Source organism: Polymorphobacter sp. PAMC 29334, assembly GCF_019431245.1.
In the GTDB taxonomy this organism is placed as follows: domain Bacteria; phylum Pseudomonadota; class Alphaproteobacteria; order Sphingomonadales; family Sphingomonadaceae; genus Polymorphobacter_B; species Polymorphobacter_B megasporae.
In genome coordinates this window covers 205194-224377 of the sequence record NZ_CP080245.1, presented here as the reverse complement: position 1 = coordinate 224377, position 19184 = coordinate 205194, and the positions used below count along the sequence as shown (strand labels likewise).

Here is a 19184-nt window from a genome sequence, read left to right as displayed (position 1 = left end):
TCCGGTCTTCGAGACTGTTCGTCCGCATTCGGAAAGATGCGCTTCCTGACCAGCTTCCGGACGCGATCTCGAGGCCCTTGGCGTGATCCTACGCCGCGAAGCAGCTCACCGCACTGGCCTTCTCCCCGCTCACCCGCCAACATCAATCGTCGCGTCGGGATCTCGTGCAGATCTGGAGATGCGACGCATGACCCCCGCCGGTGTGGATGACGTGCCGACCGCGGTTTTCGGCTGTGACGTTGTCGTTGCCAGGCATGACGCCCCCGAGGATGTGATGACCGGCGACGACGAGCCGCAGCTGCTCGCCTGATTGAAGTGCGAGGCCGATCGGGAAGAGGTCGATATCAAGACGCACGACCTCTCCCAGAGCGAGCTTTTCTACCCGATCGAAGGAATGGACGGGGATCGCATCCGTGGACTGCGACTCGTCCAACCGACGCATCGAGGCGCGCAGACGACCGTTTGATCCCTTGTATTTCAGTATCGCCGCGCCGTCCTTCGTCACTGCCTGCATCTGCGGCCCTTGGTTCGGCACATTGAACTGCTCCAGCTGCACGCCGTCGGCGTTCAGCTTCTGAAGGAAGACGAACACGTCCATGTCGTCGGACCCGTCGGTTTCGACCCAGAGGGTCGCCTTTGGATAACCGACGAACTCGATCGGAGCCTCTACGCGGAAGACGAACGAGACGCAGCCTTCCGACCCGGTATCGTAAGCGGCCGACGATGCCGTCGTAGGAGACTCCGTGATCAGCGATCCGCTCGTAGCATCGAGGTAGTATCTCGTCTCGACGGCATCGTGGGGCGGGAATTCATCGGCAGGTCGGTTGATCTCGTCGCCACCTTCAAGGTCCAGCACCGAATACCGGACCCGGGGCGTCGACTCCCAGCCGTTTTCGATGTCCTTCAGGTATCGGTCGAAGAATCGCAGCAGGTCATTGGCGTTGGCCTCCTCGTAGTAGTCGGGCCACTCCATCGTGTTGTGGATGCGCAGCCACTTCGCCTCCGACCCCATGCGTCGCCAGCCGCGGAACGTCCCTGGCGTATGGATGCTGTTCGAGTAACTCGCGACCACGTAGGCCGGGACGGTGATCCTCTCGAAGTCGGGTATCTTCGAGATCCACAGAGTATCCATCAGGGGATGTGCTTCCGCCTCCGCGACGAGGTCCTCCCTGTTGTTGTTGCCAACGAACGCCGTCGCCAGTCGACGCGGGAAGGGAAGATCGGGTATGCCGCCGCGCATGACAAGATCGCGGTAGATGTCGCTCATCCCCTCCCATGGGGCGATAGCGGCGAGGTGCGGGGGCTGCTCGGCGGCTGCGAACCACTGCGAGATGGCGAGGTAGGAATTTCCGCTCGTCCCGACCTTCCCGTTGCACCACTCCTGAACGCCGAGCCACTCTATCAGGTCGTGGAAATCCTCCCCCTCCTCGCGGCTCCACACCCTAATGTCGCCCTCCGACCCGTAGGCACCGCGGGGGTCCGGGTTGCAGACGGCGTAACCGTGCGCACACCAATAGGCGGGGTCGGGACCTTCGAACTTCATCAGCCCGGACAATGTGCGCGTGTCCATCCCGAGTAGTCCGAAGAGCTGCACGTATTGCGCAGCGTTGCCCCGGCTCTTGCCGTACGGGCTCCATGCCACGATCACCGGAACCCTTGCGGAACCGGAAGGTCGCAGCACATCGACATAAATGGTCACACCATCCCGCAACGTGACCGCGACATCCTTCTCCATGACGATGTCTACCGGCAAGGGAAGGAAGTTCGGACTGACCTGAAAACCCGCTGGCAGCGTCCGGATACCAGGCTCGAAGCCGCTGAACAGCCCGCGTGAATCTTCGGAATCCGGATAGGCGGGAACGTAGATCGGCAGATCGTTAGGCATCGCGCATTCCTCTCTCGATTCGGTCGGATCGGGACCGGACCGCTTCTATAATTGGCAAGGCCGCCGCCATCCCAGGCCACGAGTCGGGCCGCCTGCGTACCCTTCCCTGCTCCCGGCGGACCCAGAAAGACGATGTCGACGGACCGCGGCCCTCGGATCATGTCCGCGTTCCACAAGCCGAAGGGACTTAGTGTGGCTGGCGGTTGCGGTCGATCTCCGCATACATCGCCTCCAGCCCGGCGAGCGCAAACTGCATCGTGGCATCGTCCTCGAATTCGCCCTCCGACATCTTCGTTCCCACGCTGCCGACGACGATCTCGGGGGTGGCGACGGGGCGGGCGAGTGCCGACGTCACCGTCTCGCGGATCTGGTATTGCGCCCGCACTCCGCCGGTGAACGCCGGCGACGACGTGATTATCAGCACCGGTTTGGCCTTGAGCGGAGACGAGTTGTGCGGCCGCGATGCCCAGTCCAGAGCGTTCTTGAGGACCCCCGGAACGCCGTGGTTGAATTCCGACGACGAGATGACGAGCCCATCCGCGCTGGTCACCAGATCGCGGAAGATGCGGACGGATTCGGGCAGAGGGGAGACGTAGAGATCCTGGTTGAAGTGCGGGAGCGCGCCGATGTCGGCGAAATCGTAGTCGGCGCGTGATGCTGAGGCGGTCGCCAGCGCCTTTAAGATCGCGGTCGAGAAGGAGCCCGCGCGAAGGCTTCCGGAAACCGCGAGCAGCCGGCGGCGCGGCGCGACTGCGGCCTCGCCCTTAGCGTTCGGCGTCAAGACCGGACCCTCGGTGCGGCGACGGTATTCGAAAGCGTTCCGATGCGCTCGATCTCGATCTCGATCCGGTCTCCGGCGCGCATGAAGACCGGCGGCTTTCGGGCATAACCTACACCCGACGGTGTTCCTGCGGCGATCACGTCGCCCGGCTCGAGCGTCATGGCCTCCGACAGCACCGAAACGAGCGCGGCGGCGTCGAAGATCATGTCGGTGGTGTCGCTGTCCTGCATGACCTTGCCGTTGAGGCGCGACTGGATGCGTAGTCCCGCAGCGCCCGGTGGTAGTTCGTCGGCGGTCACCAGGTCCGGCCCGAACGCCCCGGTTCGATCGAAGTTCTTACCCATGGTCCACTGGGTCGACTTTCGTTGGTAGTCGCGGATCGATCCGTCGTTGAAGCACGAATAGCCCGCCACGTGATCGAGGGCGGCCGCACCGACGCGCGTGGCCCGGCGGCCGATGACGATCGCGAGCTCGGCCTCGAAGTCGAACTGGTCAGAACAGTCGGTGAGGAGCAGGTCGGACCCCGGTTCGGCGAGCGAAGTGGTGCAGCGCATGAACACCGCCGGATAATCTGGTATCGCGAAACCGCCTTCCATCGCATGGGCGCGGTAGTTCAAGCCGATGCAGATGATCTTGCCGGGACTGGGCACCGGGGACAGCAGCGTGACGTCGGCGAGCGCGACCTCCTCACCCACCGGATGGAGCGCGGGATGTATAGCGAGATCCACGGCCGAGGTCGCGGAGGGATGGACGCGCACGAGGCCGCCATCCCGCGTTCCGTGCTGTATCCGGCCGTTTCTCGAGAAGGTCACGATGCGCATGTCAGGACTCCTGGACGGTCAGCGGCCGGTCGGGGCGAACGCCATGGTGTCGTTCCACCATCGATCGGGCGGGATGATCCAACCGCCGACCTTGAACCCGGGCGCCTCCCATTCGACCGGCTCGTCCTCGATGTCGATGGTGTGGTAGTGGCTCGGGAACAGCTCGATCCGGTGGCCGTCGGGATCCCGCAGGTAAAGGAACCGCGCCAGCCCGGGACTGAAGTGCCGTGCGGGACCGAACTCCACCTGCCCCTCCTTGTCGCCGACGACGAACAGGTCACAGACGTGCATGAGATGGTGCGTTTCCGGCACCTGGTAGGCGCAGTGATGGAGACGCGGGCCCGTGCGGTTGGCGAAGACGATGTCGTGGGGATTCCCCTTGCGCTGCAGGAAGATCATCTCGAGATTGCCGTCCTTCATGACGTATTCGGACAGTCGGAAGCCCATGCCGTTGTAGAAGTCGAGGCTCTCGCGGACGAGGGGCGTCACGATCTGGAAGTGATCCAGCCTGAGGGCGCAGGCTCCGTGGTAGCGGTCGGCGTGGGCGAACAGTCGCTCGCGCGTCTCCATCGTCGCGCAGAATTCGAGCGGCGTTCCGGCCGGATCGGTGGTGTGGAGGGTCCTGCCCTGGTGCGCCACCTCGACCCACTCGGTCGGGAAGCCGGCCAAGGCGAAATGCGCCTCGAGCAGATCGAGATCCTCCTCCGTCAGCACGCGCATGCCGACGCGTTCGACGGACGGCTCGCCGACCTTCAGCACGAGGCTGTGGTGACAAGCCTCCTCGAGACCCCGGAGCCAGAGCGTCGTCGCGTCCTCGTCGCTGACGACGAGGCCGAGCAGTCCGCAGTAGAAGGCGCGGCTGGCCTCGAGATCGCGGACCCGGGAGACGAGGTGGCTGGCCCGCGTCACGTTGAATGCGGGTCGGTAGACTGGCTTGGGAAGTTGCATCGTGATCTCCAGAACAATCGCAGTAGGCGGGGCTAGCCGGCGGCGAAGGCATCCTTGTAGCGTTCGCGTAGTTCGGCCTTCTGCACCTTGCCCATCGCATTGCGGGGCAGTTCGTCGACGATCACCACCATCTTGGGACGCTTGAAGGCGGCGAGTTCGGTCGCCAGCGCGCTTCTGACGGCTTCCGGCCGGAGATCGCTGCCCGGAGCGCGCACTATCACCGCGACGACGCCTTCGCCGAAGTCGCGATGCGCGATCCCGATGACCGCGCTCTCGGCGACGCCTTCAAGCGCGTCGACCGCCATCTCGACCTCCTTCGGATATATGTTGTAGCCGCCGGAGATGATGAGGTCCTTCGATCTGCCGACGATGCGGACGAAGCCGGCCTCGTCGATCGTCGCTATGTCGCCGCTGACGAAGAAGCCGTCAGCGGTGTGATCCTCGGCGGTCTTATCCGGATTGCGCCAGTATCCGGAGAAAAGGTTGGGGCCCTTGATCTCGAGCACCCCCGGCTGATTCGCCGTGGCGGGATGGCCATCGGCGACCACGCGGACGGAGATGCCGCTGAGCGGAGGCCCGACGCTGCCGGCGATGCGCGGTCCATCGTAGGGGTTCGACGTCACCATGAGCGCCTCGGTCATGCCGTACCGCTCGAGGATCGTATGTCCCGTCCGCTCCGCGAACTCGTCGAACGTCGCGTCGAGCAGCGGCGCCGAGCCGCTGACGAACAGGCGGACTCCGCGGCACACGTCGACATCCAGCGCAGGCTCGGCGAGCAACCTCGTATAGAACGTTGGCACGCCCATGAAGACGGTGGCGGCCGGCAGGTCGCGGAGCACCGCGGCCGGTTCGAAACGCTCGTGGAACAGAATAGGCGATGCGTGCAGCAGCGCGCAGTGGAGCGCCACGAACAGGCCGTGCACATGGAAGATCGGCAGGGCATGCAGGAGGACGTCATCCTCCTGCCACCGCCAGGCGCGCCCTAGGACTTCGACGTTCGAGGAGAGGTTCCCGTGCGTCAGCACCGCGCCCTTGGACCGCCCCGTCGTCCCCGAGGTATACAGGATAGCCGCACAGTCGCTCGGAGCTACCGCCACCGTGCCGAGCAGGTCGACCGCAGATGCCCAGGGTGCGGCTTCGAGATCGCCTCGGAGCGCGATCCGCGGGCGATCGGATTCGACGACCTCGGCGGACAGTCCAGGGCTTGCGACGATAAGCGCCGGATCGGAGTCGGCGACGAAGTAGTCGAGCTCCTTGGCCTGGTAGGCGGTGTTGAGGGGTACGAACGCGGCGCCTGCACGAATGCAAGCGAGGTATAGGACCACGGCAGCGGGAGACTTGTGGACCTGGACGAGGACGCGATCCCCCCGATCCACGCCGAGCCAGCGCAACCACGCCGCGGCCCGTGCGGTCTCGGCCAGCATCCCGCCGTAAGTCAGCAGCGGACCGCCCGGAACCACGAGGAACGGCCGCTCCGCGTTGGCGACGGCCGCGGCTTCGAACAGGCTGAAGACGTTGCCGTCCGCCCGCTCGTGAACCTCGCCGGTTAGAGATGCTTCGGGCATGCTAGAACTGCACCGTTATGCGACTTGCCTGGATTGGCGCGACGAAGTCGCGGACGAACACCTGATGCGCCGGGTGACCTTGGTAGGCACCCCATCCGTCACTATTGGCGAACTTCGCGACGAGCGCGTAGTCTCCGTTTCCATCGCGCATTCCGAGGTCGGGACCGTGGGAGATCGACGCGAGATCGACCAGTTCCGACGCCAGCCGGTCGAGCGCGCCTCGAACCGACGCGACCTGCTCGGCGGTCGTGCCGCCGATCCACCTGAAGATCACGATGTGCGTGATCATCCGCCCCTCCCCTCCACGATGCGACGCACCGGTGGACCGCTGCCATTCCGTCCGCCGCATTGATCCGCGGTTCTCATTTCGTAAGTGAGGGGTATCTCATTTTGAGAGATGCGTCAACGATTTGCCACGTTGCCGAGTGATCGACTATTGCGGGCAAATGGAAGAGCGATCTCCCCGTGTTTCGTCGAACAACGCCAAGCGGGCGCGGACCCGGGCGCGGCTGACCGATGCCGCGCTCCGGCTGATGTCGGAGCGCGGCATCAGCGCGACGTCGGTCAGCGAGATCGCGGCGGAGGCCGAATTGGCCAATGGGACTTTCTATCTCTACTTTCAGGACAAGGCCGAGATCGTCGCGGTCGTCTGTCAAGCGGTCACCCGGGCGATGCACGACGATATGACGGGCAAGCGCCTTTCGCTCGAGGACGGAGCGGCGCGGGTTGCCTTCGGAACGCAGCAGTTCATCGAGATCGCGGCGGCCGAACCCGTCTGGGGCCGACTGCTTGTATCGGCCTTCACTGAATTCGGATCGATCAAGGAGGATGTCTCGCACTACATGCGGATGGACGTCGCGCTGGGTATCGAGCAGTCACGCTTCGCGGAGCCTTTGGACGAATTCGTGATCGATGCGCACCTCGCGATCCTCCGCGCCGGCGTTATCGCCCGGCTGGCGGGCGCCGGCCCAGACGTCTCCGCCCGGGCGGCTGAATATCAACTCCGCATCCTCGGCATGAGCGTCGCCGAGGCGCGTCGCGTGCGCGACGCCGTCGAAGGCGTCGGAGATGTGTCCGAACCTGACTGACCGCGGAGCTTGCCTCGTCCCGGTCATGACGGAGCGGCTGATCTACACGTGCTCCAATCAGATGCACGCCTAGGTGCGGGCCGGACAAACAGTTCCTCGGTGCGATCCGACTCTCCGGCGTCTCCGGCGTTCGGGTCAATTGTGCACGGAGATGACAACTTGCCGGGGATGCGCTCGACGTTGAGGGCAGCGAGTTAAACGTACGCTAAATAACGCTAAGCGAGAACGATTGAAGAACAATACGCGGCGCGCTTCTGCGCGGGCTGGATAGCGCCTTTCGACCGCTTGCCTCGGCAGCACGTTCCCACAGAAAGTCGCCCGATAAAGCGGATGCGGGGATTGGGGTCGTCGTCGTCCTCGGTAGTCCTGTTTCCCAATCGTTCACTCGCGCGTTCGCGCACAGAGACTCGATCACCGATCGAGCTCCGCGAGTACGGGGTCGGCGCTCAGTTCCTGGTCGAACTCGGTATTCACCATGCCGTACTTCTGACGAACGCCGTCAAGCTTTTTGTCAGCATCCCAGGGTTTAGGATCGATATCGTGGAGCGGCGTGGCATCCCGGAAAGGCCGCACGAGCCGATTCCTGCGCGATCCCGCTCCGCGAACCCGACGCCCGCTTCTCTGTCGAAATTAGGTCGGCTCTGATCCGAAGGAGCCCGCGGTCACCGACGCGAGCAGGTGGTCGCGGAAAGCGCGAGCGGGCAGCGATAGGGTCCGATCCTTCGCCGTGACGATGCCAAAAGAGCGGACGATGTCGCAATCCGAAAGCCGCAAAGTGCCAATCGTCGGGAGAAACTCAGGCGGTATGAGCGAGGGCGGATGAATAAGGACGCCCAGTCCGGCCGCCGCCATGGCAAGCAGCGTCATCGCGTTCGAGACTCCGAGCGCGGGTTCAGCGAGGTCCATCGTCAGGCCGCGGGCCTCTGCCTCGACTTGGACGGCTCTACGGAGAGCCACGTGACCATCCGGACTGAGCAAGGGATGACCGAGGACTTCGGCAAGTGTCGCCTCGCCGCGTTTGAGGAGCGGATGCCCGAGCGAAGTGACCACCACGCATCTATCCGCCAGCAGCAATTCGAACTGTAGTTCCGGCGGCAGATCTTCGGCGACGAGGATGGCCATGTCGACGCGATGCTTCGCCACGTCTGCTATCGCCCCGGCCGGAGAACGATCCGACAGCCTCACCGAAATCCTGGGATGGGTGCCCGCGAACGTCTGCACGACCGGCGGCAAAGCTATCGTGGTAACCATCATCGTCGCCGCGACGTCGATTTGAAGGCGCTTGGTGCCTACCTCCGCGTCGAAGTCGCGCAACAACTCCTTGAGGCCATTGAGCGTCACCGAAGCTCGCGCATGCAGCCTGAGGCCGTCCTTCGTCAGCTCGACGTGGCGTGTCGTCCTGTCGAGCAGGCGCACGCCGAGCTTGTCCTCCAGACGACGAACGCGATTGCTGACCGAAGGTCGAGAGAGGCTGAGCCTTTCGGCGGCCCGGCTGAAGCCCCGCAGATCGGCCACCGTGAGGAACGTTTGCAGGTCCTCGAGCGAGACGTCGAACCGTTCCTTTTCAGAAATCGTCTTCCGCATGCCGCCTGATATAGTCCCATGCTATTAAATGATAGCTCGCCGCGATTTGCCGTCACCTTCGCCATCGACCAGATTCGTAGCATGGTCCCGACGCCGGCACCTGATCAACGGAGATGCCGTGCTTGCTTCCGCCACGTCCGCCAATGCCGCCGATGGCCAGGGCCGGTCCTACCCTCCGGCACGGCAAGCGTGGACGATGGTCGCCATTCTCATGCTGGCCAACGTGTTCTCGTTCGTCGACCGCCAGATCGTCAGTCTGCTGATCGACCCGATCAAGCACGATCTGCACGTGGACGACATACAGATCAGCCTGCTTATCGGACCGACGTTTGCGATCTTCTTCTCGGCGCTTGCGCTCCCGATCGGTCGGATGGTCGACTCGGTGCATCGAATCCGCCTCGCTGCCGCAGGTGTCGCGCTTTGGAGTCTGATGACTCTGCTCAGCGGCTTCGCCGAGACGTTTCTGGTCCTCTTCCTCGCCCGGATCGGGGTGGCGGTCGGCGAGGCCGTCCTTTTCCCCGCGGCGAATTCTCTCATCGCGGACAGTTTCTCCCCAGCAAAGCGCGCACGACCGATCGGAGCTTACGCGACCGCCATCTATCTCGGCAGCGGTCTCGCCTTCGTTTTCGGTGGCACGATCATAGCGCTGGCGGGACACGGCGGCATACCTTCGATCCCACTGCTCTCAGGACGGTCGACATGGCAGCTGGTGCTGATCCTGGTCGGCGCCCCGGGCCTGCTCGTGGCGCTCGTCCTGCTGTTAATCAAAGAACCCAGCCGTCGCGATCTCGTCCTGTCTGCAGGAGGCAAGACGACGTTGCCGATACGTGCGGTGCTTGGATACGTCCGCCATCGGGCGAAGCCGTTCCTCTTTCATTTCCTCAGCTTCAGCATGTTCGTCGTTGCGAGCTACGCGTTGTCGGCCTGGGTGCCGACCCATCTGACGAGGACGCTCGGCATGGCGCGGTCGCAGGCGGGACCCCGACGCGAGCTCGTCCTGCACCGCAATCGGCGGCAGCACGGCGAGCGCCACCCCTTCACGGACGAGCAGTCGCATCATCGCGATGTCATCGACTTCGGCGGCGATCTGCGGGCGAATGCCGAGTCGGTCGGCGAGCGCATCGAAGCCAGTGCGGACGCTGCTCCCCCGCGTCGGCAGGATGACCGGGTGCGCCGCGAGCAGATCGGCGATGCGCCGCGTCTGGCCGAGCAGCGCCGGCGCGCCGATCAGGCCGACGTGCTGCGCCGACAGATAATGAACGATGAAGGGTGTCAGCGCGTCGCTATCCGGCGGCTGATTGGTCAGGACGACGTCAAGGTTCACCGATTGCAGGCCGCGTAACAACTCGTCGTTGCTGCCGGAGCGGAGGACGATCTCGGTATCGGTGCGGCGCAGCAGGGGCTGGAGGAAGCCGATCTGAAAGTTGCGCGACAGGGTCGCCAGCGCGCCGATCCGAACCGCCTTGCGGGCGGTCCCGGTCTGATGCAGCGTCCCCAGTAGATCCTGTCCGGCGGTAAAAATCGCGTCGGCGTGATCGAGCGCGACCCGACCCGCCTCGGTCAGATGCAGCGCCTTGCCGCGCCGTTCGAACAGATCGACCCCGAGGCGCGTCTCGAGCTTCCGGATCTGCGTAGACAGCGCGGATTGCGACACGTTGAGCCGCGTCGCCGTCCGCGTGAGATTGCCGTCGAGCGCCACCGCCCAGAAATAGCGCAGATGGTTGTAATTCAACTCGGCCATCGATCGTTCTCCAAAGAAGAATGATCATTGCGATGTAATGTATTTTTAGCCCGTCAGGCAGCGCCTTAAATCGGTGGTCAGTTCAGGGCAACGGGTACGCATCGATGATCTATCTTATCCCGTTCGGGGCACCGTTGCTGGTTCTGATCGCGGCCGCGGTCGGTGCCGGCTGGGGCGGCCGGCTGCCGTCCTCTGCCGGCCATATCATCGAGGCGCTGCTTCTTTCCGCATTGACGCTCGCCGTTGCGGCGGTGGCATTGCTGGTTGCAGTCGGTCCGGGGACGAGCCCGCTGGCCGGTGTAGACGGCTTCGGCCTTTCAATTCGCCTCGATGTCGTCAGCGCGGTGATGCTTCTGCTTGTGACGTTCGTCGGCTGGATCGTCGCACGCTTTTCCCTGACCTATCTCGACGGTGAAGCGCGGCAGGGCCGGTTCATGGCCTGGCTGTGCCTCACCCTCGCCAGCGTGCTGGTGCTGGTGATCGCAGGCAACCTCGTGGTGTTGGTCGCGTCGTGGAGCCTGACGAGCTTCGGTCTGACGAGGCTGCTGCTGTTCTATCACGATCGCCCGGCCGCTCGGCGGGTCGCGCGCAAGAAGTTCGTTATTTCCCGGCTGAGCGACGGCGCGTTGGTGATCGCGGCGGTGCTTCTGGCGGTCCGTTTCGGCACCGGCGACGTCGTCGCCATTGCAGCCGGCGCGCGGGCAGGCGGCGGCATGACCCTGGCCGCGGCCCTGCTCGCGGTTGCAGCCATGCTCAAGTCGGCGCAATTCCCGGTTCACGGCTGGCTAACCGAAGTGATGGAGGCCCCGACCCCGGTATCATCGCTGCTCCACGCGGGGGTGATCAATGCCGGCGGGTTTCTGCTGATCCGCTTCGCCGATGTGATGGTGCAGTCGCCTGGGGTGCTGGCCGCGCTGGTCATGGTCGGGGGCTTCACCGCGCTGTTCGGCGGGCTGGTCATGCTGACACAATCTGCGGTCAAGACCTCGCTGGCGTGGTCGACGATCGCACAGATGGGCTTCATGACGATGCAGTGCGGGCTGGCGCTGTTTCCGCTCGCGCTCCTCCATATCGTCGCGCATTCGCTGTACAAGGCGCACGCCTTTTTGTCTTCGGGCGGGGCTGTCGAGCGGATCGCCATGTTCCGCCGCCCGGGACGTGTCGCGGTGCCGAGCCCGGCCGCGGTCGGCCGCGCTTTCCTGATCGCGCTGGCCATCTACGGCGTGATCGGCGGTGCCGCCGCGGCGATCCTCGGGCAGTCGGCGCAAGCACTGGCCCTGGGCGCGATCCTGATCTTCGGCATCGCCTACCTGCTCGCGCAGGGGCTCGCCGACGCGGCCCCGCGGGCGTTGACCCGACGGCTGGCAGCGCTCGCGACCGGAGCGGCGGTCGGCTATTTCGCCCTTCACCTCTCGTCTGAGTGGCTTCTCGGCGGCACCGTACCGCCACCTCCGGTTCCCGGACCGCTAGAATGGGTGCTCATCGTCCTCGCGGTCATCAGCTTCGGGCTGGTCGCGGTCGCGCAGGCGATGTTTCCGTTGTGGGCCTATCACCCGGCGGCGGCCGGCCTGCGGGTCCACCTGAGCCACGGACTGTACGTCAACGCCCTCGCCGATCGTCTGCTCGGCGGCTGGCGTCTCCGCTCCACCTTACCGCAAGGCCTTGCAGCATGACATTTGTCCCAACGACCGATGACCTCACCGGCGCAGTCAGGGCCGCCGCCGACGCCGTTCCACCGGCGTGGCCTCTTGCCGCGACGGTCGCCGTCAATCCCTTCCTCGGCCAGTCGGGCGAGGATTTGGCGTACGTCGCCGCACGGCTAGACCGAGTCGCCGGGGTGTCGGTAACTATGCCGCGTGCGTGGTACGCCGACCGCATCGCCGCCGGCACCATCGGTGACGATGATCTCGCGGCGGCGCTGGCGGTGGCCAGCCCGGCCCAGCGCCCCGCCAGCGTCGCCGCGCTGAAGGCGGCGCTCCGCGAACCTAGGCCGCTGCCCGCGGCTCTGCCGACGGTCGCCGACCTTGCCGCCGCCGCCTCAGGAATCGACTGGCCGGCAATCGTCGCCGATCGCTTCGGCACTTGGGCGGCCGGGTGGTTCGACGAGGGGCAGGCATTGTGGGCCGCGCCGCAAGGGCGATCGGCCTATGCCGCGTGGCGGGCGGCAGCGACCCACGATCTGACGCCGGAAATCCTGGGGGCGCACGGCTTTGCGGCGACCGTGGCAGAGGCCCCCGAAGCTCCGGCTGCGGCGTTGCGCAAGTCGACGGAGCGTCTGGGCGTCCCGGCGGCGGCAGCGGCGAGCTACTTTCACCGGCTGCTGACCACACTCGGCGGCTGGGCGCAGGCGGCGCGTTATCGTCGCTGGCAGGCCGAGCTCGGCGGCGGCGAGGACGCGACGATCGACGATTTTCTCGCCATCCGTCTGCATTGGGACGCCGCCTTATTGGGGCAGTACGGCGAGCAGATCGGCGAGCAGTGGGCGGTGACACTGGCGGCGTTTGCGGCGCCGTTAATTCCGACGGTCGGCCAGCGCGTCGATGCGATTCTGCAGGACGCCGCCGAGCGCGCCGGGCAACGCGCACTGGCGACCACCCTCGCGGACACTCGCCCCCCGGCCGTCGCCGTGCGACCCTCACTGCAGGTCGCGTTTTGCATCGACGTCCGGTCGGAAGTCATCCGCCGCGCGCTCGAAGCGGTCGACCCGGGCATCCAGACGCTCGGTTTCGCCGGCTTCTTTGGCCTGACCGCGTCGCACTATCGGCTTGGCTCGGATGTCGCCGAGCACCGCCTGCCGGTGCTGCTCAATCCCGGCCTCGTCACGCGGGCCGGTGACGAGGCCGACCGCCCCGCCGATACGCAGACCCGTCTCGCGGTTCGCGTCACCCGGGCGTGGGAGCGCTTCAAGCTGGCGGCCATCTCGTCGTTCGCCTTCGTTGAGGCCGCCGCACCCACCTATGTCGTCAAGCTCGTCGGCGATGCGCTCGGCTTGAAGTACGCGGCGGCGCAGGCCGACCCCGCGCCGCACCCCGACCCGGCGATCGACCCGGCGGCGCGGGTGACGATGGCGGCGACCATATTGCGCGCGATGGGGCTGACCGACGACTTCGCGCCGCTGGTGGTGCTCGCGGGGCATGGGGCCAGCGTCGTCAATAACCCGCACGCCAGCGCCCTCCATTGCGGCGCGTGCGGGGGCTATTCGGGGGAGGTCAATGCCCGGCTGCTCGCCGCCCTACTAAGTGGTGCCGACGTCCGCGCCGGGCTCGCGGATCACGGTATCGTCATCCCCGCGACAACCTACTTCATCGCGGCGCTCCACGACACCACGACGGATGCTGTTGAGCTCTATGCCGCTGACGCTGCCATTCCGCCCCCGGCCGCAGCGCTCGCCGACGCCTGCGGCTGGTTTGCCGCCGCCGGTGCCATCGCCCGCGGCGAGAGGGCGCTGCGCCTGCCCCGCGCGGCGGGTGCCGCAGGTGTCGTCCGGCGCAGCCGCGATTGGGCCGAGACGCGGCCTGAATGGGCACTCGCCGGATGCAGCGCGTTCATCGCCGCTCCGCGCACGCGCACGACGGGCCGTGACCTCGCCGGGCGGGCCTTCCTTCACGACTATGACTGGCACAAAGATAGCGGCTTCGGCGTGCTCGAGCTGATCCTGACGGCGCCGGTCGTCGTCGCCAGCTGGATCAGCCTGCAATATTACGGCTCCGTCGTCGCCCCTTCGTTGTTCGGCGGCGGCAACAAGCTCATTCACAACGTCGTCGGCGGGATGGGGGTCGTCGAGGGCAACGGCGGCACCTTGCGAACCGGGCTGCCGTGGCAGTCGGTGCACGACGGCCACCGGTTTGTTCACGAGCCGCTGCGCCTAACCGTCGCCATCGCCGCCCCCCGCGACGCGATGAGTGCAATACTCGAGCGCCACCCCGGCCTGCGCGACCTGTTCGATAACCGCTGGCTGCACCTGTTCGCGCTAGACGACACCGGGCGGATGGCTTGGCGCTACGCTGGCGATCTACGCTGGGAGCCAGAAGCAACGATCGACGCTGAAGCGATCGTATCGGACATTGCTGCGTGAGATCAGAGGCGGCGCTTCGGTCGAGACGCGCTGCAGCCAAATTAACCTCGGTATTACAGTCCGGAATTGGAAGACATTGTGGAACATCGATCCAACCCCGTTCTTGTCGCGGCCAATCAAATGATTGCATCAATGCTCGAGAGCCCGCACGCGAGTAGCTGGTTGAAGACCGCGCTCACCGCATTCGAGGGATTTGATGCCGTAACCCTGCAAAATGACATCGAAATTCTGCGAAGCATCGTAGCGCCAGTTGCGAGTTGCGAAAGTGAGATAGCGTTGCAACCGTTCTCACTAAGATAGATCACTGCTTTCAAGTTGTGGGGCCGAAAGCGGTATTGCTGCTACTGGATTCGAAGAGAGAAGAAGTTGCCGGTTGGACCGAAGGACTGATCGAAGACCGATGGATATCAATTTGTCGAACCTACCGCGGCGGCGGATGCAATAGGCGCGGCGCCGCCAAGGTCACTTAGGACCGCTCACCGAGGATGCCGCGCGCCCCTGCCGGCAGGTGCGCGGCCACATCTTTGTCATCGAACACATAGTGCGCGAACAGCACCTGCCACCGCGCCCGTTCCGCCGCCGGCAAACCCGACGTCGTCGTCAGCGCATGGAGCAGCGACTGGAGCGGTGAGACCTGCACGGCAGCGGGGCCGTCGCGCCACCAGAAATTGACCATCGCGCCGAAGTCGTCGCGGCTTTCGACGCCGTGCCACCACAGGCTGGGCAGATACAGCGCATCGCCGGGACCGAGTTCGGTGGTCTCGGCGGCGTCGAGCGCGGCGTCGAAGCGCGGAAAGCGCGCGAGGTCCGGCGCAGCGAGGTCGACGAGGCTTGCTGGCTGCCCGGCAAGCGTCCGGTCGAGCGGACCGACATAAAGATTGCCGACCTGCTCGATCGGGAACAGCGTGAAGCGCCGCCGACCGGCGACAACGCAGGCGAGATTCTGTGGCAGATCCCAATGCACTGCCGTCCGCGCCCGGTTGCCGAGCCACAACGACACCAGCATCTCGCGGTCGATCGCGAGCAGCGGCATCGGGTGGCTCGCGCGAAACCCGGGCAAATGGCGATCGACCGGCAGTGCGCCGGCGTAGATCGCCCACGGGGCATCGTCCTCTCGCTGACTGAGTATAAGGTCGACGATCTGCATCACCGTCGCCATTCGGCGTTCGTGGTTGTAGCCGCTCAGATCGTCGGTGAATCCGAAACCGCCGGCGATCGCCGGCGGCCCGAGCCACACCTGCCCGAGCTCGAGGCTGGCGTTCGTCTTGAGCCATTCGCCGAGTTGACCCGCGCGCGCGGCAGCCAGCAACTGCCAGCTGTCGATCAATCCGCGCAGAACCGCCGGGCGGCCCGCGGGGACGATCTCGGCCTCAAAGCGCGCGCGGTCGACAGCGTGATACTCAGCGACCGGCGTCGGCATGAGGTATCGTCTAGCATCGCCGCGTCACCACCGGCAAGGCTGGCCGTCAGCCCGGGCCTGTGGCATGTCACGGCCCCGTACCCGTTTCCGGAGCCGCCGCTTGCGCCTCGCCATGCTTCTGTCCGGCATCTTGTTCGCCACTGCCGCCGCCGCTGCTCCGGGGTCTGACCGAACGCCGAACGGCGTCGCCGTTCACCGGGGGGCAGTCGTAGAATCGGTCGTGGCACTGACCGACACGATACTCCGCGTCCGCATTGGTCGCGATGGCGACCTGCCCGAGGATGCGAGCTGGGCGGTGCCGGCAGCGGTGCGGCAGCAGGCAGTCACGGTCACGGCGACGCCCGACGGCTTCAGCACCGCCGCTCTCGCGGTCCACCTCGATCCGGCGACGCTGCGCCTGACGGTCACCGATCGCGCCGGCGCGATTATTCTCGACGACACGACCGAGCCGGTCGCGCTCGACGGGCACGCCTTCACCCTACGCAAGGCGATGCCACTGGCCGAGCATTATTTCGGCCTCGGCGACAAGACTGGCGGGATGGACCGGCGCGGCGGCAGTTTCGTCGACTGGAACACCGACGCTTTCGGCTTCACCGGCGCGACCGATCCGATCTATAAATCGGTGCCGTTCGTCATTGGCGTTGGCGGGGCCGGCGGCAGCTGGGGGCTGTTTCTTGACAACACGTGGCGCGCTTTCTTCGACTTCGGGCGGCGCGAGGCCGACACGCTGGCGGTGGGCGCGAACGACGGCCCTATCGACTATTACCTGATTGCGGGCCCGACGACGGCAGAGGTTGTCCGCCGCTACAGCGATCTGACCGGTCGCGCCCCGCTGCCGCCGCGCTGGGCGCTCGGCTACCAGCAGTCGCGCTATAGCTATGGCACCGCTGCCGAGGTCAAGGCCGTCGCTGCGCGGTTGCGCGCCGACAAGGTGCCGACCGACGTGCTGTGGCTCGACATCGGCTACCTCGACCATGATACGCCGTTCACCGTCGACCGGACGGCGTTTCCCGACCTGCCCGAGCTGATCCGCGACACCGCGCGCGACGGCTTTCACGTCGTCACCATCACCGATCTCCACCTCGCCGCCAACCGCCCGGCGGGCAGCTATCCGCCGTTCGACAGCGGTGCCGCGATCGACGCCTTCGTTCACCGCGCCGACGGCCACGTCTATGTCGCCCCGGTCTGGCCGGGGGCGTCGGTCTTTCCCGATTTCACTCTGCCGCGCGTCCGCGAATGGTGGGGCGGGCTGTTCGCCGGCCAGGTCAATATCGGCGTCGCTGGCAGCTGGAACGACATGAACGAGCCGGCGGTGTTCGAGACGCCGACCAAGACGATGCCGCTCGACACCGTCCATCGCATCGCCGGCGACGGCTTTGCCCCGCGTGCCGCCAGCCACGCCGAAATCCACAACGTTTTCGGCATGGAGAACACCCGCGCGACGTTCGACGGTCTCGCCCGCGCCGCCCCCAACGAACGGCCATTCGTCATGACCCGCGCCTCGTACGCCGGCGGGCAGCGCTACGCTGTGACGTGGACCGGCGACAATCTGGCGACGTGGGACCATCTCAAATTGTCGGTGCAGCAGATCGTCAACCTCGGCCTGTCGGGTTTCGCGTGGAGCGGAGCCGACGTCAGCGGCTTCGCGGGCGGGCCGAGCGCCGACCTGCTGACCCGCTGGTTTGAGATCGGCTCCTTCTACCCTGTTTTCCGCGATCACAGCGCGACCGGCACCCCGCGCGTCGAGCCGTGGGTTGACGGGCCGGAGCAACTCGCCATCCGTCGCCGCTTCGTCGAGGCGCGCTACCGCCTGCTGCCGTATCTCTACGCGTTGGCGGATACCAACGCGCGGCGGGGCGACCCGGTCTTGCGCCCGGTATTCTATGATTATCCGACCGCGCTGCAGCTGCCGTGCGATCAGTCGTGGAGCTTCACCGTCGGGCGCAGCCTGCTCGTCGCGCCGCCGCCGTCGCCGGAAAGCCCGCAGACGTACGATATCTGCCTGCCGGCCGGCGGCTGGTTCGACTATTGGACCGGGCGGCGGGTCACCGGAACGCCGATCGGCGCGGGTGGGGCCGTACAATCGGCAAGCCAGGCGACCGGTGAAGCGCGCGCGTCGGGCGAGCGGGTGCAGGCGACGCCACGCTTGGATTACTTGCCGGTATTCGTTCGCGCCGGGACCATCCTGCCGCGTCAGGCCGTGGTGCAGTCGACGATCGTGACGCCTGACGGGCCGCTCCAGCTCGACGTCTATCCCGGCGACGATTGCAACGGCACCTTGTACCTCGATGACGGTCACTCGCTCGCCTACCGCCGTGGGGCGTTCCTCCGCCAGGAAATCCGCTGCCGCATGACAGCGGCGGGGTTGGCGATCGAGTTCCTGCCGCGCGACGGCAGTTTCGCCCCGTGGTGGCACGCGATTGCCGTGACCGTCCACGGCTGGCGCGGGACGGCGCATGTTGTGGCGGAGGCTGCGGTACCGGTGCATGCCGACACCGCGACCGAAACGCTCGCCTTCGTTCTACCCGATCAGCCGCACGCGGGCACCATCACGATCGTCCGGTGAGCGACGCTGCGGCGATTCGCGCCGGCTGGCGGCTTCAGATCGCGCGCGCCGGGACGGAGGCGCAGTCGGTCGTCGTTATCGACGGTTTCGCGCCGCAGCCGCAGCAGTTCGTCGACGACGCCGCCTTCCTCGCCTTCGGTCCAATGGGCGAACATTACCCGGGCATTCGCGCACGCGCGCCCGAAGCGCTGCTGAGGCCGCTGCTTGACGCCCTGCGCCCGACGATCGCCGAGGTGTTCGGACCCGGCGAGCCGTCGGTCGTCGATGCGCTGTATTCGCTGGTGACGACGCCGCCTGCCGCCCTCGCCCCGATCCAGCGGTTGCCGCATGTCGACGAGACGTCACCACGCCGGCTGGCATTGCTCCATTTTCTCAGCCGCGACGAGGCGAGCGGGACCGCTTTCTTCCGTCACCGCACGACCGGGTGGGAGAGCCTCGACGCTGGCCGCCTGTCGGCGTACCGTAGCGCTCTCGATGCCGACCTTGCCCGCAACGGGCTGCCACCGCCAGGGTACATCGCCGGCGATACGCCACTGTTCGAACAGATCGCGTGTTATGCTGGCCGCTTCAACCGGGCGCTGCTCTACCGCAGCAATACGCTGCATTGCGCCGCAATCGCCGCCGACCAGATTTTCTCGCCCGATCCCGGCGCAGGACGGTTGACGGTGAACACGTTCCTCGAGCTCCGCTAAGTGTAACTGAACCGACAC

At 66.0% G+C, this 19184-nt stretch carries 14 protein-coding genes and 2 pseudogenes; 7 read left to right on the top strand and 9 right to left on the bottom strand.

Going from position 1 to position 19184, the window contains the following annotated elements; genetic code table 11:
• Window positions 1–142: 142 nt before the first annotated feature.
• The 6 genes from KZX46_RS22205 to KZX46_RS22180 form a co-directional block, all read right to left on the bottom strand.
• Window positions 143–1885, bottom strand: coding sequence for a CocE/NonD family hydrolase (locus KZX46_RS22205; protein ID WP_219777232.1), 1743 nt, complete (start codon window positions 1883–1885; stop codon window positions 143–145).
• A 187-nt stretch (window positions 1886–2072) separates the two neighbouring features.
• Window positions 2073–2666, bottom strand: coding sequence for an NADPH-dependent FMN reductase (locus KZX46_RS22200; RefSeq protein ID WP_219777231.1), 594 nt, complete (start codon window positions 2664–2666; stop codon window positions 2073–2075).
• Window positions 2663–3487 carry a fumarylacetoacetate hydrolase family protein gene (locus KZX46_RS22195; RefSeq protein WP_219777230.1) on the bottom strand — a complete coding sequence of 275 codons (825 nt, stop codon included), beginning with the start codon at window positions 3485–3487 and terminating at the stop codon, window positions 2663–2665. Before KZX46_RS22195 ends, KZX46_RS22200 begins: the two co-directional genes overlap by 4 nt.
• An 18-nt stretch (window positions 3488–3505) precedes the next feature.
• Window positions 3506–4435, bottom strand: a complete 930-nt coding sequence (locus KZX46_RS22190; RefSeq protein ID WP_219777229.1) for a VOC family protein — start codon at window positions 4433–4435, stop codon at window positions 3506–3508.
• Window positions 4436–4467: 32 nt separating this feature from the next.
• The gene (locus KZX46_RS22185; protein WP_219777228.1) at window positions 4468–6000 is read right to left on the bottom strand and encodes an AMP-binding protein; all 1533 of its coding nucleotides are present in this window, start codon (window positions 5998–6000) and stop codon (window positions 4468–4470) included.
• 1 nt (window position 6001) lies between these two features.
• On the bottom strand, window positions 6002–6289 hold the full coding sequence (locus tag KZX46_RS22180; protein WP_219777227.1) for a Dabb family protein: 288 nt from the start codon (window positions 6287–6289) through the stop codon (window positions 6002–6004).
• Window positions 6290–6446: 157 nt separating this feature from the next.
• Between KZX46_RS22180 and KZX46_RS22175 the strand changes: the two genes are divergently transcribed.
• Both KZX46_RS22175 and KZX46_RS23575 read left to right on the top strand, forming a co-directional pair.
• Complete coding sequence (locus KZX46_RS22175) at window positions 6447–7088, top strand: TetR/AcrR family transcriptional regulator (protein WP_219777226.1); 642 nt, start codon at window positions 6447–6449, stop codon at window positions 7086–7088.
• A gap of 330 nt (window positions 7089–7418) precedes the next feature.
• Entirely contained in the window at window positions 7419–7733 is a 315-nt protein-coding gene (locus tag KZX46_RS23575) for a hypothetical protein (protein WP_226896328.1), read from the top strand.
• On the opposite strand, the gene KZX46_RS22165 is transcribed toward KZX46_RS23575, so the two are convergent.
• Window positions 7719–8672 carry a LysR family transcriptional regulator gene (locus KZX46_RS22165; RefSeq protein WP_219777224.1) on the bottom strand — a complete coding sequence of 318 codons (954 nt, stop codon included), beginning with the start codon at window positions 8670–8672 and terminating at the stop codon, window positions 7719–7721. The two genes, KZX46_RS23575 and KZX46_RS22165, sit on opposite strands and share 15 nt — an antisense overlap.
• Before the next feature lie 28 nt (window positions 8673–8700).
• Here KZX46_RS22165 and KZX46_RS23570 point away from each other — a divergent pair.
• Window positions 8701–9576: pseudogene (locus KZX46_RS23570) on the top strand (MFS transporter); the annotation flags it as partial.
• Window positions 9577–9648: 72 nt separating this feature from the next.
• Here the strand turns inward: KZX46_RS23570 and KZX46_RS22155 are convergent.
• Window positions 9649–10413: pseudogene (locus KZX46_RS22155) on the bottom strand (LysR family transcriptional regulator); the annotation flags it as partial.
• 104 nt (window positions 10414–10517) lie between these two features.
• Between KZX46_RS22155 and KZX46_RS22150 the strand changes: the two are divergent.
• Window positions 10518–12086 carry a proton-conducting transporter membrane subunit gene (locus KZX46_RS22150; protein ID WP_219777221.1) on the top strand — a complete coding sequence of 523 codons (1569 nt, stop codon included), beginning with the start codon at window positions 10518–10520 and terminating at the stop codon, window positions 12084–12086.
• On the top strand, window positions 12083–14488 hold the full coding sequence (locus KZX46_RS22145) for a YbcC family protein (protein WP_219777220.1): 2406 nt from the start codon (window positions 12083–12085) through the stop codon (window positions 14486–14488). Before KZX46_RS22150 ends, KZX46_RS22145 begins: the two co-directional genes overlap by 4 nt.
• A 466-nt stretch (window positions 14489–14954) precedes the next feature.
• On the opposite strand, the gene KZX46_RS22140 is transcribed toward KZX46_RS22145, so the two are convergent.
• Window positions 14955–15908 (bottom strand): cupin-like domain-containing protein, encoded by a 954-nt coding sequence (locus KZX46_RS22140; protein ID WP_219777219.1) that lies wholly within the window; start codon window positions 15906–15908, stop codon window positions 14955–14957.
• Window positions 15909–16020: 112 nt separating this feature from the next.
• On the opposite strand from KZX46_RS22140, the gene KZX46_RS22135 reads away from it, so the two are divergent.
• Window positions 16021–18474, top strand: coding sequence for a TIM-barrel domain-containing protein (locus tag KZX46_RS22135; RefSeq protein WP_219777420.1), 2454 nt, complete (start codon window positions 16021–16023; stop codon window positions 18472–18474).
• Window positions 18471–19166, top strand: coding sequence for a DUF6445 family protein (locus KZX46_RS22130; protein WP_226896326.1), 696 nt, complete (start codon window positions 18471–18473; stop codon window positions 19164–19166). The genes KZX46_RS22135 and KZX46_RS22130 overlap by 4 nt, the downstream gene beginning before the upstream one ends.
• Window positions 19167–19184 lie beyond the last annotated feature (18 nt).

What these genes read in the sequence shown, in the direction of transcription:
- KZX46_RS22205 (WP_219777232.1), bottom strand. Translation starts at nt 1,885, where the DNA reads ATGCCTAACGATCTGCCGATCTACGTTCCCGCCTATCCGGATTCCGAA.
- KZX46_RS22195 (WP_219777230.1), bottom strand. Translation starts at nt 3,487, where the DNA reads ATGCGCATCGTGACCTTCTCGAGAAACGGCCGGATACAGCACGGAACG.
- KZX46_RS22190 (WP_219777229.1), bottom strand. Translation starts at nt 4,435, where the DNA reads ATGCAACTTCCCAAGCCAGTCTACCGACCCGCATTCAACGTGACGCGG.
- KZX46_RS22185 (WP_219777228.1), bottom strand. Translation starts at nt 6,000, where the DNA reads ATGCCCGAAGCATCTCTAACCGGCGAGGTTCACGAGCGGGCGGACGGC.
- KZX46_RS22180 (WP_219777227.1), bottom strand. Translation starts at nt 6,289, where the DNA reads ATGATCACGCACATCGTGATCTTCAGGTGGATCGGCGGCACGACCGCC.
- KZX46_RS22175 (WP_219777226.1), top strand. Translation starts at nt 6,447, where the DNA reads ATGGAAGAGCGATCTCCCCGTGTTTCGTCGAACAACGCCAAGCGGGCG.
- KZX46_RS23575 (WP_226896328.1), top strand. Translation starts at nt 7,419, where the DNA reads ATGCGGGGATTGGGGTCGTCGTCGTCCTCGGTAGTCCTGTTTCCCAAT.
- KZX46_RS22165 (WP_219777224.1), bottom strand. Translation starts at nt 8,672, where the DNA reads ATGCGGAAGACGATTTCTGAAAAGGAACGGTTCGACGTCTCGCTCGAG.
- KZX46_RS22150 (WP_219777221.1), top strand. Translation starts at nt 10,518, where the DNA reads ATGATCTATCTTATCCCGTTCGGGGCACCGTTGCTGGTTCTGATCGCG.
- KZX46_RS22145 (WP_219777220.1), top strand. Translation starts at nt 12,083, where the DNA reads ATGACATTTGTCCCAACGACCGATGACCTCACCGGCGCAGTCAGGGCC.
- KZX46_RS22140 (WP_219777219.1), bottom strand. Translation starts at nt 15,908, where the DNA reads ATGCCGACGCCGGTCGCTGAGTATCACGCTGTCGACCGCGCGCGCTTT.
- KZX46_RS22135 (WP_219777420.1), top strand. Translation starts at nt 16,021, where the DNA reads ATGCTTCTGTCCGGCATCTTGTTCGCCACTGCCGCCGCCGCTGCTCCG.